The organism is Roseovarius aestuarii, assembly GCF_019966515.1.
Lineage (GTDB): Bacteria > Pseudomonadota > Alphaproteobacteria > Rhodobacterales > Rhodobacteraceae > Roseovarius > Roseovarius aestuarii.
Genome location: NZ_JAIMIB010000025.1, coordinates 20,999 through 36,306, shown reverse-complemented (window position 1 = coordinate 36,306; position 15,308 = coordinate 20,999). Strand labels below are relative to the sequence as shown.

11 protein-coding genes and 1 pseudogene are annotated in these 15,308 nt (G+C 53.9%); 7 read left to right on the top strand and 5 right to left on the bottom strand.

Going from position 1 to position 15,308, the window contains the following annotated elements; all coding sequences use genetic code 11:
- Positions 1-192: 192 nt before the first annotated feature.
- The gene (locus tag LC334_RS20845; RefSeq protein WP_085802343.1) at positions 193-1,287 is read right to left on the bottom strand and encodes a hypothetical protein; all 1,095 of its coding nucleotides are present in this window, start codon (positions 1,285-1,287) and stop codon (positions 193-195) included.
- A 95-nt stretch (positions 1,288-1,382) separates the two neighbouring features.
- Between LC334_RS20845 and LC334_RS20840 the strand changes: the two genes are divergently transcribed.
- Both LC334_RS20840 and LC334_RS20835 read left to right on the top strand, forming a co-directional pair.
- Positions 1,383-2,459: an aquaporin gene (locus LC334_RS20840; protein ID WP_223413105.1), complete on the top strand. Its 1,077-nt coding sequence runs from the start codon at positions 1,383-1,385 to the stop codon at positions 2,457-2,459.
- Positions 2,460-3,256: 797 nt separating this feature from the next.
- Positions 3,257-4,975 carry an adenylate/guanylate cyclase domain-containing protein gene (locus tag LC334_RS20835; protein ID WP_085802341.1) on the top strand — a complete coding sequence of 573 codons (1,719 nt, stop codon included), beginning with the start codon at positions 3,257-3,259 and terminating at the stop codon, positions 4,973-4,975.
- A 49-nt stretch (positions 4,976-5,024) separates the two neighbouring features.
- Here the strand turns inward: LC334_RS20835 and LC334_RS20830 are convergent, their stop codons facing one another.
- Positions 5,025-7,067, bottom strand: a complete 2,043-nt coding sequence (locus tag LC334_RS20830; RefSeq protein ID WP_139836540.1) for a BTAD domain-containing putative transcriptional regulator — start codon at positions 7,065-7,067, stop codon at positions 5,025-5,027.
- Between the two features lie 319 nt (positions 7,068-7,386).
- Between LC334_RS20830 and LC334_RS20825 the strand changes: the two genes are divergently transcribed.
- The gene (locus tag LC334_RS20825; protein WP_176237785.1) at positions 7,387-8,271 is read left to right on the top strand and encodes a DMT family transporter; all 885 of its coding nucleotides are present in this window, start codon (positions 7,387-7,389) and stop codon (positions 8,269-8,271) included.
- 265 nt (positions 8,272-8,536) lie between these two features.
- Positions 8,537-8,935 (top strand): YybH family protein, encoded by a 399-nt coding sequence (locus LC334_RS20820; RefSeq protein ID WP_085802338.1) that lies wholly within the window; start codon positions 8,537-8,539, stop codon positions 8,933-8,935.
- 30 nt (positions 8,936-8,965) lie between these two features.
- On the opposite strand, the gene LC334_RS20815 is transcribed toward LC334_RS20820, so the two are convergent.
- On the bottom strand, positions 8,966-9,337 hold the full coding sequence (locus tag LC334_RS20815) for a YybH family protein (RefSeq protein ID WP_085802337.1): 372 nt from the start codon (positions 9,335-9,337) through the stop codon (positions 8,966-8,968).
- 109 nt (positions 9,338-9,446) lie between these two features.
- On the opposite strand from LC334_RS20815, the pseudogene LC334_RS23320 reads away from it, so the two are divergent.
- Positions 9,447-9,710, top strand: a pseudogene (locus tag LC334_RS23320) (winged helix-turn-helix domain-containing protein); the annotation flags it as partial.
- A gap of 9 nt (positions 9,711-9,719) precedes the next feature.
- A complete protein-coding gene (locus LC334_RS20810; protein ID WP_263286594.1) occupies positions 9,720-10,658 on the top strand; it encodes an alpha/beta fold hydrolase in 939 nt (312 codons plus the stop codon).
- A gap of 52 nt (positions 10,659-10,710) precedes the next feature.
- Here the strand turns inward: LC334_RS20810 and LC334_RS20805 are convergent, their stop codons facing one another.
- Positions 10,711-12,144: a LuxR C-terminal-related transcriptional regulator gene (locus LC334_RS20805; protein WP_176237784.1), complete on the bottom strand. Its 1,434-nt coding sequence runs from the start codon at positions 12,142-12,144 to the stop codon at positions 10,711-10,713.
- 156 nt (positions 12,145-12,300) lie between these two features.
- On the opposite strand from LC334_RS20805, the gene LC334_RS20800 reads away from it, so the two are divergent.
- On the top strand, positions 12,301-12,702 hold the full coding sequence (locus tag LC334_RS20800; protein ID WP_217809136.1) for a nuclear transport factor 2 family protein: 402 nt from the start codon (positions 12,301-12,303) through the stop codon (positions 12,700-12,702).
- 225 nt (positions 12,703-12,927) lie between these two features.
- Here the strand turns inward: LC334_RS20800 and LC334_RS20795 are convergent, their stop codons facing one another.
- Complete coding sequence (locus LC334_RS20795) at positions 12,928-14,679, bottom strand: adenylate/guanylate cyclase domain-containing protein (RefSeq protein WP_217809135.1); 1,752 nt, start codon at positions 14,677-14,679, stop codon at positions 12,928-12,930.
- Positions 14,680-15,308 lie beyond the last annotated feature (629 nt).

Below are 15,308 nucleotides of genomic sequence, written 5' to 3'. Positions count from 1 at the left end.
AATCGACGGAGGCGATACAGCTACTCTCTTGGTGACCGTGTGGGGTGAGGGCGAAGATTTACCCGGCTGACAACACAATCTATCTACTGAAAAATGGGTGCTTTACGATAACTTCCGTAAAGCACCCATATTGCATTTTAGATGAAAGCTGGCGTTGCAGCCCGGGCCAGGTTGAACTCGGTATTGCGCCCCTCACTCCCCCTGCACCACAGCCCCCACCGTCCCTGTCAGATAGCGCGACATGATGCGTTGAACCCTTGGAGAGTTGAGGTTGCTGGGCCTGCCCAAAAGAACCTTCATCAGTTCCGGGTCTTCCACGGCATCTACGAGGATTTGGCGCGCCCTGTCATTGGTCAGGCGTTGCAGGAACTGCTTTGCCCGGCCCGAGGCCATGTTGGCAATCTGAAGGCTTTCACCCGCACCACCGGAATGCATGTTGCCAGCGGCTTTGACAGCGGCAATGCCGGCGATGGTTTCAATCAGCTTGTTGGCGGGGCTGTTGAGAACTTCGGGTGTGTTTGACCGTGGAGCATCCAGCTTGCGCAATTCACGGGCCACCTTGACCATGTTGGCGAACTCCTGCGGCTTGAACACTCGGCGTAGAGCGGCGTTGGTCTTGGAATCGGCGATAAGCCCGAACAGTTCTTCACCGGATAGGCCGTTCTTGGTTCCGGCTTTGCCAATCAGGTAATCAGTAAAAGCCCCTTTAGGGCCATCCAGAGCTTTCCCAGAAACGTCCTTGCGGGCGGCGTTGACGATACGCGCCGGGTCCGTCGCGGTGATGATCGTCTGTACTGCCTTGTCCGGTGCACCACTGGCTATCCTTCCTGTTGGCGTCTGGTCATCCAGAGAGGCCCTTACCTTGCCCCTGGCGGCGAAGGCAGCGGCCTGTGTACGCCCCTTGAGGGCGCGGTTCATCTCACCCAGCAGTTCAGGATACTGGCGCCGAAGCACTTCGCGGTTGCTGCGCAGCCAAGAACGAGCACGGGCAGGACTGAACTTGCCCTCTGGTGAATAGATAGCGTCCTGAAAGTCCCCTTGCAAACTATCGGCGATGTTGTCAGAGGCACCCGGTGCTGCCTTTTCAATGTCCCGGCTGGCGACAAGCGCATCCTCCCGGCCCCGGCCTACTGTCCGCTTCAGGGCCGTTTCCGGGGCAATGCGTTCATCCCCGTCAATCGTGCGGTTGAGGATTTTACCAACCGTGCCCTGGCCGAACTTCTCATGCCGGTTGTCAGCCCAAACTGCTTGATTCTGCGCTGAGGTCGAACGACTGCTTCCCGACACGAAGCAGCCAATTTGAATAGAAATCTGTGCTTTTCCCCTATCATGGCCTAGTCATGCTTCTAATTTGAGGACGTAAGTTCAAGGGAGAAATAACAATGAACAAACAAGTTGCTGAATTCATAGGCACGTTCACGCTAGTGCTATTTGGCTGCGGAGCGGCCGTCATTGCGGGAGGGGACATTGGTCTAACTGGTATTAGCTTTGCTTTTGGTTTGGCTTTGATCGGCATGGCTTACGGCATCGGAGCGGTGTCAGGATGCCATATCAACCCGGCCGTATCGCTCGGCATGGTTGCTGCAGGCCGCATGGAAATGCCAGAAGCCATCAAGTACATCATAGCACAAGTCTCGGGCGCAATCGTCGCGGCTCTTGTCTTGTTGATCATCGCAAACGGCTCCGCCGGGTATACCATTGCTGAGAACGGTCTCGGTCAGAATGGTTGGGGCGAAGGTTATCTTGGAGAGTATGGAATATTCTCGGCCTTCATATTTGAACTGGTCGCTACATTCTTGTTCATGGTCGTCATTCTTGGCGCAACCGGTTCGGCTGCTCCGGCCGCCATAGCTGGCCTTGCCATTGGCTTGGCACTTGTTGTTATTCACCTCGTCGGCATCAACGTTACAGGCGTTTCAGTTAACCCCGCGCGCTCGATCGGGCCAGCGTTGTTCTCTGGCTGGTGGTCGATCGTTCAGCTTCCGTTGTTCATAGTTGCGCCAGTACTTGGTGCAGTTGGTGCGGGATTGCTGTTCAAATCGGGGATGCTTGATGCAGAATCTGAGGAATCCGCTACGCCTGAAGATAATCCGGCTTTGCGAGCGGAACGGGATGCTCTGAAGGTAGAACGCGATAAGCTGGCCGCCGATCTGAAAGAGTGCCGAAGCAGATCTAATGCGGCAACTGCTGGCGCTGCACCGGCCGCATTCACAGGCCAAGCCTCCAAACCTGAGGGACTGTCCGCACCGCGCGGTGGCGTTGCCGATGACTTGAAAGAAATCAGTGGGGTTGGTCCTTCGATGGAAAAGCTCCTGAACAGTTTGGGTTACTATCACTTTGACCAAGTTGCGGAATGGACACCGGCAGAACTTGCATGGGTTGATGACAATCTCGAAGGCTTCAAAGGGCGAGCTACCCGTGACAACTGGATTTCACAGGCAAAATCGCTAGCAAAGTAGAAGTAGAAGTAGAAGTAGAAGTAGAAGTAGAACAGTTTGCGAACCTGGTTCCTTGAACCAACTTTGATCCGAGGCAAGTAGTAAAAAACTCACAAATCAGCCTTTCTGATCAATGAAAGGCTGATTTGCTTTTTTAAGCCGCCGCTCAGTTCTTTTACGTGGAAGTCCGCCTCGTCCCGCAGAGCCGACCTCTACGCCTCTCAAATGCTGCGTATTGCACGAACGGCAGGTTTGCGGAAGCTGCATTGCAGCGCCAGATCACACTCAAAGCGGAGGGAATGCGCCGTCCACGCGACTTTGCAAAGTTCACTATCTGCGCATTGCCGACCTCTGTGCTAGCCGCCGCAAAAGAAAACCTGTCTCAGACCTGTGAATGGCCGCTTTTGCAGTTTGGTGGGATTGCTTTCGCGGATGCAGCGAATTCACACTTTCCGCCCGAGTTTGGATGATGCTTCGAGGCGCAGCAGATGTCTCAATCGAGCCCAACCCGTGAATTCGATTTTCTCGCTGCGAGCGCACGCAGCGCCGATTTTTCTGCAATGGCGTAAAGTTTCACGCTGCCGTGCAGAGGAAATAGCAGCCGTTTATGAATTGCGTAGCAAATCTGAAACCATGAACTCGAAAGATGCGCAGATAGGGCTGCTCAGCAATGCGGACAAAGCGACATGGAAATCTCAGTTGGGAATTCAGATCGCGACGAAGATCGTATGTCCGCTTCATGCCCATTCAGATGTTTGTTCGATCCCATAGATATTCTAAACTTTGAAAGTTAAGGTTCCCGCTAGGGAGGACCGCTGGTGGAACGCAAACTTGCTGCAATTCTGGCCGCTGACGTGGTAGGCTATTCCAAGCTTATGGCAGCGGACGAGGCAGGTACCTTGGCCGCGCTCAAAGCCCATCGCAAGGACTTGTTCAACCCAGAGACGGAAAGGCACGGTGGCCGCATAGTGAAATTGATGGGCGATGGAGTGCTGGTGGAGTTTCCATCGGTAGTTGATGCAGTTGAGTGCGCCATTGCTATCCAGCAAGCACTGATCAGGGATGATAGCCAGATCAAGCTCCGCATCGGAGTCAATCTCGGGGACGTAATCATCGAAGGCGATGATATTTATGGAGACGGCGTCAATCTTGCCGCACGGCTTGAGGCGCTCGCAAACGTTGGTGGGGTGTGCATTTCTGATATCGTCTACCAGAGCGTCCATTCGAAGCTGAGTGCCCGTTTCGAAGATATGGGTAAGCAAGAGTTAAAAAACTTCCCCGAACCCATTCGCACCTATCGCATCAGCGATATTGCAGCAGAACCATTGGTCCCGGCGGCTGGGCAACCATCATCCCAGGACAAGCCATCCATAGCGGTCTTGGCGTTCAACAACATGTCGGGTGACCCGGAACAGGAGTATTTTTCCGATGGTATCAGCGAAGACATCATCACTGAGCTCAGTCGTTTCCAGGAGCTGTTTGTCATCGCTCGGAATTCTTCTTTTTCTTACAAAGGAAAATCTACAAAGGTCCAGGAGATCGGAAAAGATCTAGGTGCAACATACATCGTTGAAGGTAGCGTGCGTAAGTCTGGCAAGCGACTTAGAATCTCAGTACAGCTCATTGAAGCGGCAACTGGCAACCATATCTGGGCGGAGCGTTACGACCGTGAACTGGAAGATATGTTTGAGTTGCAGGATGAAATTACTCAAACGATTGTTACAGTTCTTCCCCTTCGCCTGCAGGGCGCTCTGGTCGCGTATTCCCGGAAGAAACCGAGCGAAAGTCTCTCCGCTTATGAGTGCTTTCTGCGGGCTCAGCAGTTGTATGACCATACAAGCAGCAATGCGCGGGAAGCATTGGAGCAACTTGCAACAGCTACACGGATTGATCCGAATTTCGCGCAGGCATTTGCGCTGACCGCCTATGTACACGCGTATAGTGTTTTCACTCTCAGCCCGATTGGCAACGATCCGACAATTGCCGCGCGCAAGTACATCCAGCGTGCGCTAACTTTGGGAGAGGGAGATCACTACGTTCACGCGATGGCTTGCGAAGTTTTCATGGTTTGTGGCGAACATGATCTGGCCCAAATACACTCCGACAAGGCGCTTGCCTTGAATCCAAATGAGATCTTTGCCCTTCTCGAAAAGGGTGTTCTCTTGAACTATTCGGGAAAATCAAAGGAAGCTGTCGAGCACTTGATCAAGGCATTGGCCCATGATCCGCTAGCGCCAGACTACCAGTTTGAAGCCCTAGCCGAAGCCAACTACATGCTGGGCAATTATGAAGAGGCCATAAGGATCTACAAACGCTGGCGCGATCCGCCTGTTCACATGTATTCGCACCTGGCTGCATGTTACGCGCAACTCGGACAAATGAAGGAATCCCGCCAAGCTGCTGCGTTGTTCGAAGATGGCCGCCCGAAAGACTCAGATTTCACATTTTACGCTAAGGCTCATGCGCGATTGTGCAAGCGGCCCGAAGATGCTGAACACTGGCTCGAAGGCTACCGAAAAGCTGGACTTATCGGCTGATCTTTGTTGGCGACGCATGTCCCGTTTCCAACAGTCCGCACATGTCGCACTAAGATAGGTAACCCGACTTCTTGATCCCTGATACCAGCAGCGCGTTGTGTTCGGGCAAACGGTACAGGATGAGGCGACCGGAGACGATGCTGTCAAGAAACTTGGGCGCAAACGACGCGAGGGCGTCGGCATGAGGTCGGGCGTCTTCGGGCTGGCCAAGATGGGTGGCGCTGGCGATCATCAATGCCCGCCGGATCGGCGCGCGCGCGGAATACTGGATGGCGCGCGCTCCCCAATTCTGAACCTCTTCAAAGCGGCTTTCGGCAAAACATGCCTGGGCAAGCGAAAGGAAGGCATCTCCTACCCAGTAATCGGAATCGCGCGGCGAAAGGCGAAGTGCAAACTGAGCATGTTCTTTAGCCTCTTTCATCCTGCCGACGAGAGATTCGTGCCATGCCATGAAGAAGATGTTCAGCGCAAAGTTCGGATTCAGGTCGAAGGCGCGGCGGAAATCTGCGGTGGCCGAGTCGAACTCTCCCTTGAAGTGGCGGATCATACCGCGGACGCTGAATGCACCTGGCTCTGGGCGATCTGACTTGAAGAGGCTTTCAGCGGCGGCATCCGCCCTGTCGAGAAGGGGTCCGGGGTTATCGTCCAACTGGTAGAGATGCCGTATCACGTAGGAGAATGCCTGTATCCAGATCGCGTCCGTGTTGCGCGGGTCCAGTTCGAGTGCCTGTTCGGCCAACTCAACAACAGCATCCTGGCCGTCTGTGTCGGCGTAAGCCCCATTATGAAAGAGTGCCTTTGCCTTTAGGGCAAGATCGTAAGAGCTGAACTCAATCTCACGTTTGTGAAAAACTCTTGCGATCTCAGCCTGTTCAATTTGCGGTGCAATCGCACCAACTACGCTTCGGGTAATATCGTCTTGAAGCTCGAAGATATCGTCGAGAGTCTTTTCATAACGCTCGGCCCAGATATGAGAGCCAGCAGCGCATTCGATAAGCTGTGCTGTAACCCGAATACGGTCACCGGCACGCCGGATGCTCCCTTCCAGCATATACCGAACACCCAGCTCCTGAGCGACATCCTGATGTTTGAAGGTCCGGCCCTTGAAGGTAAAGGATGAATTCCGAGCGACAACAAATAGACTGCTGAACCGCGATAATTCTGTAATGATATCCTCTGAAACGCCATCACAAAAATACTCCTGCTCAGGATCGAAAGACATGTTCTGAAAGGGGAGAACCGCAATTGAGGGTTTGCCATCATGTTGCGTTTTTTTGACATGTTTAGTGGCTTGGGAACGGGGTTTCAGATTTGGTTCGAGCTCCGGTTCCGACCTGCGTGACCGGCTTGAACGCACTTTACGCATGAGGTCTTGTGTTTCCGGTTCGGGGCTTACATTGAGTTCGCGATCCAGTGTGTCCTTAAGGCTGGAGAATTGCTTGAGAGCCGCGTCGGTGCGGTTTTGCGCCAGATACGATTTCATAAGTTTTCGATGCATGTCTTCACATAATGGGTTCAGTCTGAGAACGAGGCTTGCAGCGGTGATAACATCTTCTTGACGTCCCTGAGTTTCATAGGCATCGCAGAGTTTCGTCAGCACAGTGAAATATCGGGCCCGGAGTGCACTTCGCTCGCCATCAAGCCAGCAATCAAATTCAGGGGTGACTTGTCCGAACCCTTCAAGCAGGTCACCCCGGTATAACTCTGCGGCTTCTTCAAGAGCGTTCTCCGTACCCAGCCCGGCAAGTTTAAGGAAGTCAGTAACATCGGACTGGACCAGTGAACGGTTGAAAGACAGGCGATCTCTGTCAGCGCCAATCGCTGAGGAGGCGGCCCCAAGATATTTGCGCAAAGTTGTGAGCGCTTGTCTTAGGCTGGCCTTGGCCTGAGCTTCGCGGCTATCCCCCCAAAGCAAGCCACAAACTGTTTCACGAGGGACATTGGTTTCAGCCCGAAGGCCCAAATAAACCAGTAACGCCAGACCCTTTTTTGCGCTCAGGCTCAGGCTTTCACCCTCTACTTCCACACGCAGCGGCCCCAGCATTTCCAGCCGGAGTAAGGTGTTTGAGCCGTAATCAGAACGTGAATTCACTTTTGACGGACTCCTGACGACGAGCAGCACGGTTGCTTGGCGCCCGCAAGGTAACTTGTCTTCATCAACAACGCAAAACCGAAAGGAGCCCTGAAATGCTTGATCAGTAGAAGGATGGCTGCATTTCCATCTGCCATGCAGCGTATGTTTATCGGCAGAGCAGCAGGTTGTCCTGCTGCGAGCAAGCGTTGCGGAAATTTCACACCTCTGCCGCTGGCTTGTTGGAAGATTTAGCTGCGTACCACATGAACGACTGGTTATGTCGGGCACTCACTTACGCCAAGCGTTCGGTCAACCTGAACGGCGAAGAGGACATCAGATGCAAAAAGAAAGCAGTCGGCTCGGTTTAACCCTGATACTTGTCGGAGCCTTCCTGTTCGGCTTGATGCCAACAGCCGCCAGATTGGCATACGAAGACGGCGCAAACGCGCTTTTTGCCATGCTGGGGCGTTCCTTTGTCGGGGTTCTGGTTCTTATCGTTTTTATCTTTCTGACGGGACGCAGGTTTAAGCTGACCCTGAGCGGCATGCGAAAGAGCTGGCTTGCGGGCATTTCACACACAATCGCCGCGTTCGGTGTTTTGGCATCAATTGTTTATATCGACATCAGCCTCGCCAGTATTATTCTGTTCTTATATCCCTTTCCGATTGCCGTCGTGGCGCATCTCAGAGGGGAAACGCCCCTTACACCTCCGTTGCTCATACTCATGGCTATGGCAATTTTAGGTCTCGCGCTGCTGCTCGGCGTCAGTTTTTCGAACCTCGATCTGCGCGGCGTTGGTATTGCATTTTTGGGGATGGTGGCGTTCTCGGTTATGATCATTTCAATGGCTGATCTGACGAAAGAAATAGGTGCGCCGTTTTCTAACCTGCTCATGACAATCTGGGCGCTTTTGATTTTCACGGCGATCACCGCTATCGGGCCATCCACAGGGATGATTTCTGCGATCTCGGCGCCGTTGTCGGTTTTGGGATGGGTTTTTGTGGCCGTCGTGGGCCTGACTTTCTCGTTAGGGTATTTGTGTTTTTTCATCAGTGCCAACATGATCGGCGCATCGCGCGCCTCCCTTCTCAGCACATCTGAACCGGTGATGATGATCTTATGTGCGATTCTGTTTGTTGGGGAATCGCTCGACCCTCTGCAATGGATCGGCGTGATCATCGTAATTGCATGCCTCACCCTGAGTGAGATGGTGCGCCGCTAAGCGCATCCATTTTTCTGCAATCTTTTTAACCATCGTTTGCAATAGACGAGATATTGGAAAGCCATGACAGACACTTATCGAAGGACGGGTTCGTTTGGCTGCCTTTGTGGGCGGCTCGCGGACGGCGGCAACCGATATTGGTGTATCATAAGATAGACGCGTGGAGTTTTCCTGAATACCATGAAGCTGGTGTTGTTCGCAGAATCGCTGTCTTCTTATCCTAGCGCGCTAGCAGACGGCCTTGTGATCTGCCAAAGGAAAAATAATGGATACGGTCAAAGAGATTTATCAAGATATCTATCGCAACTATGCTTTGGCATGGGAAACGGCTGATGCGGATTTGTGGCTGTCTCTTTGGGATGAGAATGGAACACAGATGCCGCCCGGCGGGCCTTCAAGAAACAAGGACGATCTGCGCAGAATTCTGCCGCCGCGATTTGTCAAGAACATGGTGTCGTCTTTCGTCATCGAATTGGATGAAATCGAAGTCCTCGGCGACGTTGCTTTTGCAAGAGGTCGATACACATGCGATTACACAGAAGAACACGCGCAACCTCAAACGGATGGTAAGTTCCTGTCAATCCTGAAACGCCAGAAAGACGGCAAGTGGAAATTTCACATAGATTGTTTCAACTCAAATATTGACCCGGCGTACACCAGCTAACCCTAGTCTATCTGGCGCAGGGCGCGCCACTCAATGATCATTTGAATTTGAGCAATCACGATAGATCTTCCAGGTTCCGTCCGCCTGTTTCTTCAAGACCGTGAGGAATTTCCCGTCGAACAACACTGGTTCGCCATTCACAACACGCTCAAGGGTGAAGTGCCCGTAGGCAAAGGCGTAATCACCAATCACTGTAATGTCGTCGGTCTCCATAGAAGACGTATTGACGGGAATGGCTTTGAAACGTGCAGGTGTTGTCTTGCGAAGCATATCCTTGTTGCTTGCGCGGGCGCCTGGGAAAAGCTGAACCCCGTCTTCATCCCAGTTCGACAACCAGGCATCGGCGTCGCCTGCCACTCTGGTGGCAAGATAGGTGTCGAGGGCTTTCAGAATTTCCTGCATCGCGATTTTCCTCGCTGGTTCCAAGACCACCCTATGCAGGATCAAAAAACACTGCCGTTGCGCTATCGTTGCTGTATCGTTGGAATTGTTGGCATCACTGGAAAACTGAATGAAGAGATGGGTTCTAAACTTAGAGGATGGCGGTTTGTCGTCAGGGGGAGACCTCTCTGGATTGTCACCCAAATCCACTGACGTATTGGCCTGCCTGATCAACAACGCCGGGTCTGTCCTGTCACGCAACGATATCCTGCAGGCAGCGTGGCCGGGCTTGCATGTGAGCCCTGATCTGGTTCGCGAGAATATTTTTGAAATTCGCAAGGCACTTGGCGATGATGCCTCGGAACCGAAATACATTGAAACCGTCGGGCGACGGGGGTTTCGTTTGATCGGGCCGGTTTCCATTCAATCGCAGAGCCGGACAACAGGAAACTCTGTCAGTGAACAGCTAACCAAGTCTTGCCAGCAATCCGGACAAATGCCTGTTGTAAAGTTTGCCAGGTCAAAGGATGGCACTTCGATTGCGCATACCATTTCGGGCGATGGCACCCCCTTGTTAATTGCTGGTAGCTGGATGTCGCATCTGGACATGGACTGGGAAAACCCGGTCTATAGCGGCTACCTCAAGCACCTGTCTCGCAAGTTTCAGGTGATCCGATATGACCAACGCGGAAACGGTCTTTCGCAATGGTCCGATGTCGATATCAGCTTTGAGCGTATGGTCGATGATATGGCGGCGATTGTTGATGAATACGGCCATGAAAAACTTGCGATCCTCGGCATGTCTCAAGGTGCATCTGTCGCCATCGCCTATGCGCTTCGCCAGCCGGACCGGGTGTCGCATCTTGTTTTAAATGGAGGGTATGCGAGGGGCCGCAAACACCGCGGTAACGACGCGGATCGCGAAGAAAGTGACGCATTGGTCAGCCTTATTCGCCATAGTTGGGGCAATGAGAACCCGGCGATCCGGCAAACACTGACAACGCTGTTTATGCCGGAAGCATCAAAAGAACAGATGCAATGGTTCAACGATTTTCAAAAAATCTGCGGACCGGCTGAAAACATCGCGCAGTTTCGCGCCATGTTTGACGACATGAACGTGGCCAAGCTCTTACCGGAAATCACAACGCCAACTTTGGTTCTGCACAGCGACAGGGACGCCGTCGCCCCGCTCTCCGAAGGCAAGCTACTCGCATGTCAAATAGAGGGCAGTTCTTTTGTTCAGCTGAACAGCCCAAATCATATGCTTTTCGAAACCGAGCAGGACTTTACCAAGATGATCGATAACATCGACAATTTCATCAACAGCGGACTGTCGGCGTGAGTTGCTATAGGGCAGGTATAAGATCTTATTGTCAGCACGTCATTTGAACGCGTCAGCCCGTCAGTCCGGCCCGGCGAAGGCATTCTCGCAGCTCTTCCATCAAGGCTGGTTCTTTCAATGGCACGCGATCCAGATCAGATAGTGATAGATCCGGAAGAACTTTCTTACTGGCACAGATTGCCGCATGTGCCTCATCCATCCGATCCAATTTAACATGACTTGCTGCCAGCACCAGATGCGCAAAATACCAACGTGGCATGCGGTGAATGGCGCGGCCAGCCCAGTTGATCGCATCGTCAAATTCCCCGGAAAGGTAGCTCGCCAGAGCGATCCCGGAAAAACGGAAAAAGATACTGGGGTCGCGCGGATTTGATCGGATCGCAATCTGCTGATTATTGATCGCTTCTTCTGTCCGGCCCACCAAGCCCAGTGCCGTTCCAAGGCTACCATAGGCCAGTGAACAATTTGGATTCAGTTCGACCGCGCGTTCCAACGCGACAATGGATTCGTCGTGCTTGTTCAACCCCCAGCCACTGATGCCAAAGGCCCAATGTGCGTATTCGTTGCGATCATCCAATTCGGTCGCACGTCGACCAAGTGCATAAGCTGTCCTCATTGTCTCTTGTGTGTCGCTGGCATAGCCCATCAGAGCAGTGTGGTGATGGATCAGTGATAAAACCATGTTGGCCTCAGCGCTTTGCGGATCGGTCGCCAGGGCCCGGTTTAGCAGTGCCTGCGCTGTCGCAAAACTTTCAGGCGTGAAGTCATAGAGCAAATGCCAAGCCCGCATTGTCAGCTCCCAGACGGTCAGGTCCGGACGAGCGCTGCGTTCGACCGGCTCATCAATGGTGGTCAGGTGCACGCTTGTCTGGATCGAGGCGACAACATTGCGGGTAATCTCGTCCTGCAGGTCGAACACGTCTTCTAATTGGCCATCATAGCGTTCCGACCAGACATGCCCGCCACTTAAACCGTCAATCAGCTGCGCTGTCACGCGAACGCGATCGCCTGAGCGCCTTACACTTCCTTCAAGTACAAACCGCACGCCAAGCTCCGAGGCCACGCGGCGTACGTCAACGTTCTCTCCCTTGTAGGTAAAGGTGGTGTTTCGGGCGATAACAAAGAGCCACGGTGACCGCGAAAGTGCGGTAATGATGTCTTCTGTGATGCCGTCGGAGAAATACTCCTGCTCTGGCTCACCTGACATGTTCTCGAAGGCCAGAACGGCAATCGAGGGTTTGTCGGGCAGTGTCGGTTTTGCGTTGGGTTCGGATGCGTCGCCGGGATTTGCAATCAGCTTGTGCAATTCGAGCTTTGAAGAAATTTCCAGCTTGCGATAGATGGTCGTCAGATGTGTTCGCACCGTCGATGGTGCAATGCACAATCGCTCCGCAATCTGGTTGTAGCTTTCACCGCTGGAAAAGGCGCGGGCAATCTCTTGCTCACGGGCACTGAGTGCATCAATAGGCGATGATGGTTTACCCAAATTCTTCCCCAACCCGTCCCTATCCGGCGTGATATCTTAGGCGGTTGCACGGGCGAATACATCAAATGCATTAGCCGAAATACAGCACGCGGTCGATATCGCGCTTGGCGTTCCCCTAGTAGACTGAAACCATATGCACAACCAAAGGAGAATGAAATGAACACGTCTGGAAACACAGCCCTCGATATGGAAACCACCAGCACCGCCGCAATTGTAACGCGCGGATGGGAGGCCGTTGCTCGTGGAGACTGGGACGTTCTTGTCGCCGACTACACCGATGACATGGTCTTTGTGATGCCCGGCCAGAATGATGTACTGAACGGCAAAGCCGCTTTTCGCTCAACGCTAGACAATCTGGGGGCCGCATTGCCCGCGGGCTTCGAAATCAACTCCATCCGCCAGATCGGTGACAGGGCCGAGGTCGTCTCGATCGTGGAATGGAAATGCGACAAGGTGCCGGAAGGCAGCCAATTGTCTGTGTTATTTCGCTTCAACAGCGACAAGGTAGTCGAAGAACGTTGGTTCGTGGACACCGAGCAATGGAAAGCCGCGTTCTGAATGTAGAGGTGAATTAGTGCGGCGGCTTTCTCTGTTCAGGAAAGCTGACTTTGCCTTGACGGGCATATTTGACCCTCACCGGACCTTGCGACACGTTTGGATATGCACTGTGACACGACCACGTAATTCAAACAAACGTCCTTATCTCACGTGGATCGATACGGGCTGTAGCAAGTTTCGACGCCAGCCGGTGTACGTTTAGAAACGGAAATAGGTCGGATGCATCTATGCCGGGAGCCCCGCCAGGCTGATCGCTTCGCCCAGGGGTTTGGCAACTGACGGGTGAATGTCGAAGGCGGCGCAGAGTCCGCTGATCGTAAAGCCCGGCTCCAGCTCAAGGACCCGGTTGGCGGCCGTCTTGGCCGCATCGACCCGTCCGAGCCTTGCGTGCGTCGCCGCCAGAAGAACGTGCGCAGTGCTCCAATATGGATTAGCCTGGAAAATCTTCTGCGCTGCCTCCGCCGATGCCTCGTACTCACCGCGCTGGAACCGTCCGTAAGTAATCGACATCCATGGTGCGTAGTTCATCGGATCGACCGGGCTCAAGCGCAGCGCGCGCTCGCCCCACTCGATGGCGCGGTCAGCATTTCCGGCAATGGCTGCCACGACACTGCCCAGGTTATAGGTAATCGCAGATGACGGGCTAAGCGCAAGCGCTGCCTCGAAGGCCTGGCGCGCAGCGTCGCGGTCGTGCGCCACCAGGCCCATGACAAAGCCTCCAAGCGAAAGCGCAATGGCTTCGTCGCGTCCATGGGCAATGGCCGCCTGGGCGTGATGGATCGCCGCAAGGCGGTTTTCATCGTGCCCGCCGCCGCGCGCAAATAGGATTTCATGACTCCACGCGGCAAAGCCGTGGGCTTGCGCGTATTCAGGCTCCATTTCAAGCGCCCCTTCAAGCATCGGCAGCGCGCTGGCGGCCCTGTCCGGCATCGCCGGATAGACATGCGGAACAGCACGGAGCACGAGGTCATAGGCATCGAGGCTGTCGGGTCGCTTGCGCTTAACCCGCTCGATCTCGGCCTGACGCAGGTTGGGCTCGATGACTGCAACCACGGTCATCGTGAGTTCGTCCTGGAGCGTAAAGACGTCGTCGAGCGTGCGGTCATAACGGTCCGCCCAGACGTGCCGGCCGGTTTCCGCCTCGATCAGCTGCGCAGTGACACGCAGGCGATCTGACGCCTTGCGGACGCTGCCCTCGAGCACGTAGCGCACGCCCAGCTCGCGTCCGGCCTGCTTTATGTCCACAGCCTTGCCCTTGTAGACGAAGCTCGAATTGCGCGCGATGACGAACAGCCACTTGATGCGCGAAAGGCCGGTAATGATGTCCTCGACCATGCCGTCGGCGAAGTAGTCCTGCTCAGCATCGCCCGACATGTTGTCGAATGGCAGAACCGCGATGGAGGGTTTGTCAGGCAGCGGCAGCGATGCATCTTCAACGGCTGGCACCGGCGATGTTCCGGCAGCCTGCGCAGACCAATTCCATGTCTGCACCGGACGGTCGATATTCTTCACCTCCTGCTTTCCAGAATCCTCGAAACCCAGATCCAGGCGATCACGCACTTGATCATGAACCGCATCGGAAATGCACATCCCGCCCGGTTCCGACAGAGCCTCAAGGCGGGAGGCCACATTAACACCATCGCCATGGATATCGTCACCTTCGATGACCACATCGCCCAGATTGATGCCGATCCGAAACACGATCTGCTCGGCCTGTGGTACTGCGGCATTTCTCTCTGCCATTTTATTTTGAACTTCGGCGCTAAAGGCTACCGCGTCCACGACACTTGAAAACTCGACCAGCAGCCCATCACCCATGAGTTTGACGATGCGCCCGCGGTGCTCCTCAATCTTTGGATCGATCAATTCTTGGCGTAGCGCCTGAAGTGCCAAGAGCGTGCCTTCCTCGTTCGCACGGATCATGCGCGAATAGCCGACCACGTCGGCTGCAAGTATGGCTGCAAGTCTGCGTTCCACACTCAGTCCTCCCCGGCGGGAACATTAGAGACCGCGAGCCATGAAATCTAGGCTGCAAATGAATTGGCCGAAAGTCGATTTTTTGGCCGATTGTGTTGAAAAACTCCAAAATTGAAAAACGTAATTCTTCGCCAAAACCACATCGCTCGCGAAAGTCAGACCTGATTGAGCGTCAGAGAAAACGAGGCGACCGGACAGCGCCGGAGAGCGGATTTGGCCGGCCCCTCGACGAAATTTTTCAATGGAGTTGTGGAGCGAAAAAATTCATCGACCAGCCCCAAATCGGGAGTTTTTCAATACAATCGGCACTTCCCGGAAGTCCGGTGCTCTCGAAAAGTTTCTGCTTTGCCATCAACATCTGACATTCAACTGTGAACGAGGTTCGGTCGAAATATCCGCTCCTCGATAGTTGGTCCTGGCTGAAGAGAAAGGGCTGTTTGAATTTCACGCCTCAGACTGGTTTTCAATGACAGGTCAGACGACATCAGTTGCACCGCAGAGATGAGCGTGCCGCACGCGCGAGCGAATGCTGCGTCAGCAAACTCCCGGAAGGGAAACGGCGGCAAAGTCCCGCAAAACGGAATTTTAGATAATAGTCTTAGAACGGCCGCCAAGCGGACTTTGCTGCC